6 protein-coding genes are annotated in these 10,538 nt (G+C 63.8%); all 6 read right to left on the bottom strand.

Translation table 11 applies throughout. From position 1 onward, the window contains the following. Positions 1-360 precede the first annotated feature (360 nt). Positions 361-1,134 (bottom strand): enoyl-CoA hydratase, encoded by a 774-nt coding sequence (locus AK81_RS09500; RefSeq protein ID WP_043198529.1) that lies wholly within the window; start codon positions 1,132-1,134, stop codon positions 361-363. A gap of 13 nt (positions 1,135-1,147) precedes the next feature. Beyond that, positions 1,148-2,275 (bottom strand): acyl-CoA dehydrogenase, encoded by a 1,128-nt coding sequence (locus tag AK81_RS09495; RefSeq protein ID WP_043198528.1) that lies wholly within the window; start codon positions 2,273-2,275, stop codon positions 1,148-1,150. A gap of 8 nt (positions 2,276-2,283) precedes the next feature. Continuing rightward, the gene (locus AK81_RS09490) at positions 2,284-3,477 is read right to left on the bottom strand and encodes an acetyl-CoA C-acyltransferase (RefSeq protein ID WP_043198526.1); all 1,194 of its coding nucleotides are present in this window, start codon (positions 3,475-3,477) and stop codon (positions 2,284-2,286) included. Positions 3,478-3,488: 11 nt separating this feature from the next. Then, complete coding sequence (locus AK81_RS09485; protein WP_043198525.1) at positions 3,489-4,256, bottom strand: SDR family NAD(P)-dependent oxidoreductase; 768 nt, start codon at positions 4,254-4,256, stop codon at positions 3,489-3,491. Between the two features lie 13 nt (positions 4,257-4,269). Next, positions 4,270-5,916: an acyl-CoA synthetase gene (locus AK81_RS09480; RefSeq protein WP_043198524.1), complete on the bottom strand. Its 1,647-nt coding sequence runs from the start codon at positions 5,914-5,916 to the stop codon at positions 4,270-4,272. Positions 5,917-6,040: 124 nt separating this feature from the next. Next, entirely contained in the window at positions 6,041-10,534 is a 4,494-nt protein-coding gene (locus AK81_RS09475) for an NEL-type E3 ubiquitin ligase domain-containing protein (RefSeq protein WP_050491856.1), read from the bottom strand. Positions 10,535-10,538: the final 4 nt, after the last annotated feature.

The raw sequence follows: 10,538 nt of genomic DNA, 5'->3' as shown, positions 1-10,538 counted from the left end.
GTGTGTGGGATGTTATTTTCGGTCCAATCATCCTCGGTAGGATCGATGTGCGTGATGCCGTTGATGGCTATCTGACGCTCAAGGTGTCACCTATGTGAGTGTACTTTTATGTAACCCATGTGGGTGACCTGTACATGCGCTCCCATCATCCGGCCCCTACGCTTCGCTCCGGGGTCCCCTCGCTCCGGGCTTGCTCCCAGGAGGACCGCGCTGCAGGCCCCATCCTGGGGCCCAGCGCGTGACGGGCATCCATGCCCGTCACCTCCCTTCGCAAGCCCTGCGCTCGGCCTCCTGAAGTCGCAATCTGCGTCGCCTGAACTATCGCGCGCTTAAAAGCAAAAACAACGGCAACGAATCTGATCAACGATCCTTGAACTGCGCCTCGCGCTTGGCGATGAACGCAGCCATACCTTCCTTCTGGTCTTCAGTGGAGAAGGCCGCATGGAACACCCGACGCTCAAAGCGCACACCCTCGCTAAGGGTAACTTCGAACGCCCGGTTGACGCTTTCCTTGACCATCATGCTCACCGGGATCGACTTGCTGGCGATGGTCGCCGCCACCTTCAGCGCCTCTTCCACCAGCTCTGCCTGCGGCACGATACGCGCCACCAGGCCAGCACGCTCGGCCTCTTCAGCGCCCATCAAGCGGCCGGTCAGGCACAGTTCCATGGCCTTGGCCTTGCCCACCGCACGGGTCAGGCGCTGGGTGCCGCCCATGCCCGGCAGCACGCCAAGGTTGATTTCCGGCTGGCCGAACTTGGCGTTGTCCGCGGCGAGGATAAAGTCACACATCATCGCCAGCTCGCAGCCGCCGCCCAGGGCAAAGCCGGATACCGCAGCAATGATCGGCTTGCGCCGGTTGGCAATGCGGTCGGCATCGCTGAACAGGTCATCGACGTAGATCTGCGGGTATTGCAGGTCGGCCATTTCCTTGATGTCGGCGCCAGCGGCAAAAGCCTTGGCCGAGCCTGTCAGCACCACGCAGCCGATGTTCGGGTCGCGCTCGAGCTGGTCCAACGCCTGGTTGATCTCGCCAACAATCTGCGCGTTCAGCGCATTCAGTGCCTGCGGGCGGTTGAGGGTGATCAGGCCGACCTTGCCGTGGATGTCCAACAGGATGGTTTCGAATGCCATGCAGTCTGCTCCTTCAAAGATTGCGCGCAATGACCATGCGCTGAATATCGCTGGTGCCTTCGTAGATCTGGCAAACCCGAACGTCGCGGTAGATCCGCTCCAGCGGGAAGTCACTCAGATAGCCATAACCGCCCAGGGTCTGCAAGGCATCCGAACAGACCTTTTCGGCCATTTCCGAGGCAAACAGCTTGGCCATGGACGCTTCCACCAGCGCCGGGCGCCCGGCGTCACGTAGCGCGGCGGCGTGCAGCACCATCTGCCGGGCCACGGCAATTTTCGTCGCCATGTCGGCCAGGCGGAAAGCCACGGCCTGGTGTTCGATCAGCGCCTTGCCAAAGCTTTGCCGCTCATTGGCGTAGTCACGCGCCACTTCGAACGCCGCACGGGCCATGCCCACAGCCTGCGAGGCGATACCGATGCGCCCGCCTTCCAGGTTGGCCAGGGCAATCTTGTAGCCCTCGCCTTCTGCGCCCAGGCGGTTGGCCACCGGCACACGCACGTTGTCGAAGACAATCTGGCAGGTGTCGGACGCGTGCTGGCCGAGCTTGTCCTCGACCCGCGCCACCTGATAGCCCGGCGAATCAGTGGGCACGATAAAGGCGCTGATCCCGCGCTTGCCGGCCTCGGGATCAGTCACGGCAAACACGATCACCACCCCGGCGTTCTGCCCGGAGGTGATGAACTGCTTGCTGCCATTGAGCACATAGTGGTCACCGTCCAGACGCGCACGGGCCTTCAGGCTGCTGGCATCGGAGCCAGCCTGCGGTTCGGTGAGGGCAAAGGCACCCAGCATCGCGCCAGTTGCCAGGGGGGTGAGGAACTGCGCCTTCTGCTGCTCGCTGCCAAAACGCAGGATCGGTACACAGCCTACCGAGTTGTGCACGCTCATGATGGTCGAGCAGGCACCATCGCCAGCGGCGATTTCTTCCAGGGCCATGGCGTAGGCCACATAACCGGTGTCGCTGCCGCCCCACTGTTCTGGGACCAGCATGCCGAACAGGCCCAGCTCAGCCATCTCCTCGATGGCCTCCTTGGGGAAGCGGTGTTCCTTGTCCCACTGCTCGGCAAAAGGTTTAAGCCGTTCCTGGGCAAAAGCGCGTACCGCATCGGCGATCTGTTGTTGCTCGTCAGTTACCAGCATGGTTCACCTCAGTACAGGCATTCGACGGCCATGGCCGTGGCCTCGCCGCCGCCAATGCAGATGGCCGCCACGCCGCGGCGCAGGTTGTTCTGGCGAAGGGCCGACAGCAGGGTCACCAGGATGCGTGCGCCGGAAGCGCCGATCGGGTGGCCAAGGGCGCAGGCCCCGCCGTGGATGTTGACCTTGTCGTGGGGCAGGTCAAGGTGTTTCATGGCCGCCAGGGTGACCACGGCAAAGGCCTCGTTGATCTCGAACAGGTCGACTTCGGCCAGGTTCCAGCCGGTGCGTTTCATCAGTTTGTCGATGGCGCCGATCGGCGCGGTCGGGAACAGCGCCGGGGTGTCGGCGAAGGCCGCATGACCGTGGATCACTGCCAATGCTTTGAGGCCGCGCTTGTCGGCTTCGGAGCGGCGCATCAGTACCAGCGCCGCAGCGCCATCGGAAATCGAGCTGGAGTTGGCTGCGGTCACCGTCCCCCCCTCACGGAAGGCGGGCTTGAGCTGCGGGATCTTGTCCAGGCGCGCCTTGGGCGGCTGTTCGTCATCCTTGATGAGGCGCTTTTCCTTGCCCTCGGTGACTTCCACGGGCACGATTTCGGCGGCAAAGCGGCCGCTGCTGATCGCATCCTGGGCACGGGTAAGCGAGGTGATAGCGAACTGGTCCTGGGCTTCGCGGGTAAAAGCATTGGCCTGGGCGCAGTCTTCGGCGAAGGTGCCCATCAGGCGGCCTTTGTCATAGGCGTCTTCCAGGCCGTCCATGAACATGTGGTCGATGATTTTGCCGTGGCCCATGCGGTAGCCGCCACGGGCTTTGTCCAGCAGGTACGGGGCGTTGGTCATGCTCTCCATGCCGCCCGCCACCACCACGTCTGCGGTGCCGGCCAGCAGCAGGTCATGGGCCATGATCGCGGCCTGCATGCCCGAGCCGCACATCTTGTTCAGGGTGGTGCAGGTGGTGTGCTTGTCCAGCCCGGCCCCCAGCGCCGCTTGGCGTGCCGGCGCCTGGCCCAGGCCGGCCGGCAGTACACAGCCGAACAGCACTTGCTCGACACTGGCAGCATCGATGCCGGCACGTTCCACGGCACCACGGATGGCCGCGCTACCCAGTTGTGGCGCGGTCAGGCTTTTCAGGTCGCCCTGCAGGCCGCCCATGGGCGTGCGCACGGCGCTGACGATTACGATCGGATCATTGGCGAGGGCCATGTTCGCTCTCCTTACTTGGCAGCCATGCGCAGTGCACCGTCGAGGCGGATCACCTCGCCGTTGAGCATGCTGTTCTCGATGATGTGACGGGCCAGCGCAGCGTATTCCTGCGGGCGGCCCAAACGTGGCGGGAACGGCACGCCGGCAGCCAGCGAAGCACGCACTTCCTCGGTCATGCCAGCCATCATCGGCGTTTCGAAGATGCCCGGGGCAATGGTCATTACGCGGATGCCGAAGCGTGCCAGTTCGCGCGCGGCCGGCAAGGTCAGGCTGGCGATCGCGCCCTTGGAGGCAGCGTAGGCAGCCTGACCGATCTGGCCGTCATAGGCAGCGATGGAGGCGGTGTTGATGATCACCCCACGTTCGCCCGCCTCATCGGCTGCCCCTTCAGCCATGGCTGCAGCGGCCAGGCGCAGCAAATTGAAGCTGCCGACCAGGTTGACGTTGATTACCTTGGCGAAGCTGGCCAGGCCATGCGGGCCCTGCTTGCCCAGCACTTTCTCGGCACCAACGATGCCGGCGCAATTGACCAGCCCTTGCAAGCTTCCAAAGGCGCTGACGGCTGCATCGACGGCAGCCTGGGCAGCCTGCTCGTCGCTGATGTCGGCCACGGCGAAGCGGGCGTTGTCACCCAGCTCACGGGCCTTGGCCTCGACGGCCTGGGCATTGAGGTCGACCAGCATGACCTTGGCGCCGGCCTCGACCAGCATCTGCGCCGTGGCAGCACCCAACCCGGAGGCGGCGCCGCTGACAATGAAGTGTTTATTGGCTATGAGCATGATCGGTTTCCTTTCAGACGCTGGCAGGGGTGGCCTGTTGCGCTTGTTGTTTGGCGACTTCCTGGTTGCGCAGGATGAAGCGTTGCAGCTTGCCGCTCGGGGTCTTGGGCAGCTCGCTGACGAATTCGATTTCGCGGGGGTAGGCATGGGCATACAGGCGCTGGCGTACATGCTGACGCAGCGTTTCTTCCAGCTCGGCACAACCCACGACGCCTTGGGCCAGCACCACGAACGCCTTGATCAGTTCGGTACGTTCCGGGTCCGGCTTGCCGATGACTGCGGCCTCGACCACCGTGGGGTGCTCGATCAACGCGCTCTCGACGTCGAACGGCCCCACGCGATACCCGGACGTGGTAATCACGTCATCGCTGCGGCCAACGAAACTGATGCTGCCATCAGCGTTAAGCTCGACGGTGTCGCCACTGAGGTAGTACTTGCCGATGAACGCCTTGGTCGGCAGGCCGTGGTAGCCGCCGAACCAGCAAAGGGGCGATTGCTCGCGGTCGACGGCCAGGGTGCCCGGCTGGCCAGGCGGCAGTTCGTTACCCTGCTCGTCCAGCACCACGATGCGATGGCCGGGGATGGCGAAACCAGCCGACCCCAGGTGTACGGGGTGTGACAGGCCATGGTGGTTGCACAGCACCATACCCAGCTCGGTCTGGCCGTAGTGGTCGTGGATGGTCACGCCCAGCTCGTCGGCGAACCAGCGGATCACCTCCGGGTTGAGCGGTTCACCGGCACTGCTGACTACGCGCAGGCGGCCTTTGACAGGCGCCGAGAACGCACTGCCGGCAGCAATCAGCAAGCGGTAGGCGGTGGGCGAGCCTGCCAGGTTGGTGATGCCCAGCTTGTCGATCACCCGCGCGCAACTTTCGACGCTGAACGGGCCATCGTAGAACGTGGTGGCATGGCCCAGCGACAACGGGCCGGTGACCGCGTAGTACAGGCCATAGGCCCAACCCGGGTCGGCCAGGTTCCAGAAGTTGTCTTCGCTGCGCAGGTCGATGGCGTCGCGCATGTAGCCCTGAAACGCGACAATGGCACGCAGCGGCACTTCCAGCGGTTTGGCCGGGCCGGTGGTGCCTGACGTGAACATCAGCAAGAACGGGTCGTTACCCGAGCGCATTACCGGCTCACAGTCGCTTGCGGCACCCTCCAGACACTGCTGGAAGTCCAGCTCGCCGACGCGGGCCTTGACCGTGATGATGGTCGGGCAGGCATGCACGTCGTCCAGCTTGCCCCGGTTAAGGCTGTCGGTAACCACTACGCGGGCATGCGACTGCTCAAGGCGGTGCTCGATGGCCTTGGGGCCGAACGCTGTGAACAACGGCTGGTATACGGCGCCAAGGCGCCAGGTGGCGAGGATGGTGACAAGTAGCTCGGGGGTGCGTGGCATCAACCCAGCCACCCGGTCACCGGCGCCTACGCCTCGTGCTTTGAGCACATTGGCAAAACGGGCAGCCTGCGCCTTGAGCTGGTCGAAACTGTACCGCACAGTGTTGCCATCGCGGTCTTCGTGGATCAGCGCCAGCTTGCCGTCACCGGCATGGCGGTCACAGCATTCGACACAGGCATTGAGGGCTTCGAGGTGGCCATGCAGCGCCGCCGCAGCAGCCTGGCCATGGTCGAACGCACGAGCAGCCTCGGTGTAATCGCGCATCGTCAGACTCCTGGTTTCTTGTTTTTGGAGTTAACCATCGGTCTGACGATGTTCGCGCCGCTCATGCACGGCGGCAATGGCCAAAGCTGTCAATCTGGATGACTGGTTTGGCCGCCTTTGCGGGTCAGGCGGCGCCCCGGCCCAGGCTATGCAAGTAAGACTCGGTCAACACTGCCATCAGTCGCTCTGTGTCGCGTAGCTCCTGATCATCCAGATCAGCAAGCTGCGAGCGCAGCCGTGCAGCCGGAGCGGGAGGCTGCACAAGGCGCAAGTTTGCCCTGCGCTGGAGATAGTCGGTTCTGAGGGACTCGAACAGGGCCCGGTGCTGCTCACGAAGACAGGTTTGCCAGAACAATCGACTCACCAGGCTTTGAGTCAGCGCCTCGATCGTCTCGTTGGCGAGCACACCCGCGGCCACGCCGTTGACTTGTTGGTCGCTCAAGGCGACAGAGTTCGGGTAGCGCATCGCGCGTGGTTGGCCGGGCAAATCAAGACGCTCGCGCAGGCGCACACGGTATGCCAGTGCCAAGGCCGAGCGCCCCACCTGTTCACCCTCGCCGCCCTGGCGCAGTATCGCCCGGTTGGCCTGCTGCCACACCTGATCAAGCCGAAACAGCTGCCGGCCGAATGCCATCAACTGTGCCCGTTGCGTCAGGTCCCGCGCGTCGGTTTCAGCCTTGGCAAGCAACACCCTCACATTCAAGTTACTGAAACGATCGCTGACCATGTCCGAGCAGGAGACCGGTTGATTGGCCTCTTCAAAGACGCGTATCCGCAATGCCGGACTGCCCTCGATCGCCAGCAGCGCGGCCCATACATCACGCGCAAGTGCGTCCCGGCCGCCTCCGGCAACTACCGATTGATAATCGGCCGTATGCTCCAACAACGCCAAAATACGGAACAAGCCTGCGGCGCTCGGGTCGGCCAACAGGCCGTCCCACAGTACTGCGCGCGCAGCTCGATCGGCATCAGGGACATGCTGCAGCCACAAGGAGCGCGCATGAAGCAAGTCGATCCTGGCCATCGGTTCTGGCAAATGTCCATGCTCCTCGATGGGGTCCAGTGCGAACAAACGTTGCAATTGCCCCCCGCTCAGCGGGTTGCGGTCGACGAGAAGGGCCCGGCGCCAGGCATAAGGCATTGCCATCAATGCCTCCGGTGGTGCCAGCAACTGGTTGTCGCGCAGGTCACAGTGCATCAGCAAGCCGCACAGCTCGATCCGGTTGGGCCAGGTACCCAGCCGACAGTGGCGCAGGTTCAGGTGAGTCAGGGTCGAGAAATGGTGGAAGCTCAGGTCGAGCTGTTCCAGCCGGTTATAGCTCAGGTCAAGATGGGACAAGCCAGGCATTGCCTGCAGCACTCCGATTGCTTGCGCATTGAGGCGGATCTGATTGTGCGCCAGGCGCAAACGCTGCAGTTGCGGCAGGTAGGCAACCCCGAGCGGAAGGTTACGCAGCCGGTTGAAACTCAGGTCCAACTCGGTCAGCGTGGTAAACGGGCGCAAGAAGTCCACTGGCACCGCGTCGACCGCCGACTCCCGCAATCGCAGGCTGGAAATACGGTGGAAATCGATGGCAACCGGTAGCTCCGGCAGACTGGTGAGCAGCATGCCGCCCAGCGACAGGCGCTGACCTGTCGGAGAACCCGCAGCGTTGTAGATCCACTCTCCCTGCAGGCGCCAGGCCCGCACGATGACATCGGACACTCGCCGGCGAATCATCTGGCGCCCTTCGCTCAGTTCGGCGCTGATCCAGAAATTGAGGTGGCGAACCAACTGGTCATGGTCGTCCTCGAGTTCGACGAGGCGCTCATAGACGGGCCGCTGCCCATTCATCAAAAGTGCCTGTTCCTGATCCAGCTGCGCCTCGTCCAGCCCGGGATAAAGCTGGCGTAAACGCTCACGAACACGCGCTGACAGAGAACGGCTGTCACCCGCAGTACGGCCACTGAGCAAGTAGCCAACCCGGCCGTCTGCCAAGCGGCGCCCAGGGTTCAACCACTGCATTTGCGTCGGCCATTGCAAGAGCTCGGCGACCCCTTGGTGCGTGGCAGGAAGCCTGGCCAGCAGCCGCTGGCGTAGTTGAGCCCCGGCATCGCCTTGAACCATGCCAAGCGCCGCATGATGCTCAGGCGCCAAGGCAGCCGCAAGCATGTCGTAGAGGCTTGCCGGGTTGCCAGGGCCGAACGGCAGCCCACGCCCCAGGCCATCGTAAAGCTGGAACCGTCCCGCGTTGTGCACCACTAACCTGCGCACGAGGGGGTCGACAGCGGTGCCCACAGCCTTTAGCAAACGCCCGTCCGGTCCACTGTCGCGCAATTCCAGGCTGAGCGCTTCGCCAGACACGCCTGCGCTGCTTTCCAACTCGCCCTGGAGTAGCGCGAAAGCCAGTTGCCCGGTTTCGTTGCGGTAGCTAGCGGGCAGGTAAAGCCCCTCGAGCGTACGGTTCAATCTGGCCAAGCGCAGCAGGGAGCGGGCCTTGCTCGCGAGCCCCAGCGTCAAACGCCCGCCTGATGTCGCCAGGAACCGTTCGCCTTCGCTGGCCTGCGCCACCAGCGCCTGCGCATAGGCTTGCGGCAAACCGGCAAAGTCACGTTTGATCAAGGCCAGCAGCGCGTCGTCGGTAGCAGGTGGGGTGCTCAAATGCTCGAGAAGTGGCCCCTGCAGGGCAGCGCGCTGGCTCAGCAGGACATCGCTGTCGGTACTGGCAGAACGCGCCTGACACCACTCCAGCAATGCACTGTCTTGCGTGGCAAGCGAGTAGCTGGCCAGGCGAGTGAAGAACGACTCGATACGTGCATCGGCCTCGAAGCGCCGCAAGGTCTCGCGCAGGTTGACGGGCGCCGGCCGGTTTTCTACCAGCACGCCGCGCAACTCCTCGGCATCCACACCCGCCACTCGCAGCACCTGCGCCGCCCGCTGTGCATCCATGGCAGGATGCTGCGGCCACAGGCTGTCGAGCATCAGGCGCACGTCGCTCCAGCGTTGCGGTTGATCTTGCAGCAGGCGCCAGCCGCGCTCGCCGTTGTGCAGCACCGTCGGCCCGTACGCTGTGTTGCCGCCAGGGTGACGCAGGCGGTAAGGGGCCTCAGGCTCACTGCGCTGTACTTCATAGTAATGCTGGCCCCTGCGCATCCAGCACCTGCTCTCGTCACCATAAAGCCCATCATCACGCAGGGCGATGGTGCCCGGGTTCGACTCATAGGCCGTGATGTCATCGGAACACAGCAGGCCACGCCGCCCGCCCACGTTCACAGGCTGCAGGCTATCGACAAAGGTGCTGCGCAGAAAGCTCACAGCGCCCACGGTCACCGCTGTCGCAGCCACCGTCTCGGCAACCCCCAGCATGTGCTCCAGCGCCTCGTGCTGGTGCCCCCGGGCCCAGTCTTTGACGCCTTCGAAGACCTCGCCAAGCGTCTGCGCCACCAGCTGGCCGAGCAGTAGCGCGCCTACGACAGGGATGAAAAGCCCCGCCAGGTTGAGCAAGTCGAGCCCCGCGGCATGCCAGGCCCCATGGCGAGCGCGGGCGGCGGCAGCATCGGCGTCCGCGGTGGGTACCAGCAACAGCCGGGCGTCGTCCTTGACCCGCTGCAGCTGTTGCGCGGCCAGCGCGGCGAACAGGTCCCCAGACGCTGTAGCGCCCTTCAACGCCAGATCAGGCTGCGCATCCTTGAGGCGTCTACTCAGCACACCTGCGGTGCTTGCCCGATGTCGCAAGCTGATCAGCTGAATGAAGTAGTCTCGGTAGGCCTTCCCTTGCAATGCTGCAGCCATCGCGGCGTTCATGGCCTCTGTGGTATCGAAGCGGCGCAGGGCCTGCACGGGGTCGCTAGGCAGGTAAAGGACCACACCTCGGTCCTGGCCAACACTGTCTCGCAAGCGAATGAACAGCCCGTCAGCCACACGCTGGCCCAATACCTCCAGCAAGCCGGGGTAGCCATGCAGGCCAGTGTCGGAATGGGCACCAGCACCCTCTACCATCTTGCCCAAGGCCTGCTGCACCTGCTCGTCGATGTCGCCCTTGAGCGTCGCAACCTGCGCAGCCAGTGCCAAGCCTGAACGTTTGTCCTGGGCAAGAATGTCTTCGGTGGTCGCGTTGAACGTACGCTGCAGCTCGGCCTGGTAGAGCCTGCCCACATCCAGCGCACGGCATGTCGCAACCAGTTGCTCGGGCGTGCCGGTCAACACGTCATCCCGACCAGGGGATACCAGCCCGGTGCCCAGGTAAAAGGATTCGTCAGGGCCGAAGTTGCCCATCAGCCTCAGCAAACCACCCTGCCGGGCCGCCGAGTATTGGTAAGTCTGCTGAAACGTGCCGGGCAATGTTCCAACGCGTGGTGATACCTGCAGCCATTCCAGCCCTGCGAGGGCCATGCCTTCCGGCAGTGGCTTCACCAGCACGCCCAGCAGGTGCTTTTCGGCGAACACCTGCAGAGGTTGCAGGGTCAGCGTGAGCCCGCGCAGACGGGCCTGGCTGGCGTGGTGGGCATTGAGGCTGGCGCGCAGGCCGGCGATCTGGGCCTGGCTAGCGCGTTTCAGCCAGTCGGGTAGCCTGGCAGCGATGAAATCATCGGTTGCTTTTTCATGGTTGATCACAGGGTTGGAGGTGCTGGAAGTCATGGAT

Origin of the sequence: Pseudomonas putida W15Oct28, assembly GCF_000708715.2 — a bacterium.
Taxonomy (GTDB): domain Bacteria; phylum Pseudomonadota; class Gammaproteobacteria; order Pseudomonadales; family Pseudomonadaceae; genus Aquipseudomonas; species Aquipseudomonas putida_R.
Note: the sequence above shows the minus strand (reverse complement) of the source record. Positions and strands in the feature narration are given on the sequence as shown.

Coding starts and splice junctions, on each gene's coding strand:
- AK81_RS09490 (WP_043198526.1), bottom strand. CDS start 3,477: ATGGCCCTCGCCAATGATCCGATCGTAATCGTCAGCGCCGTGCGCACG.
- AK81_RS09485 (WP_043198525.1), bottom strand. CDS start 4,256: ATGCTCATAGCCAATAAACACTTCATTGTCAGCGGCGCCGCCTCCGGG.
- AK81_RS09475 (WP_050491856.1), bottom strand. CDS start 10,534: ATGACTTCCAGCACCTCCAACCCTGTGATCAACCATGAAAAAGCAACC.
- AK81_RS09480 (WP_043198524.1), bottom strand. CDS start 5,916: ATGCGCGATTACACCGAGGCTGCTCGTGCGTTCGACCATGGCCAGGCT.
- AK81_RS09500 (WP_043198529.1), bottom strand. CDS start 1,134: ATGGCATTCGAAACCATCCTGTTGGACATCCACGGCAAGGTCGGCCTG.
- AK81_RS09495 (WP_043198528.1), bottom strand. CDS start 2,275: ATGCTGGTAACTGACGAGCAACAACAGATCGCCGATGCGGTACGCGCT.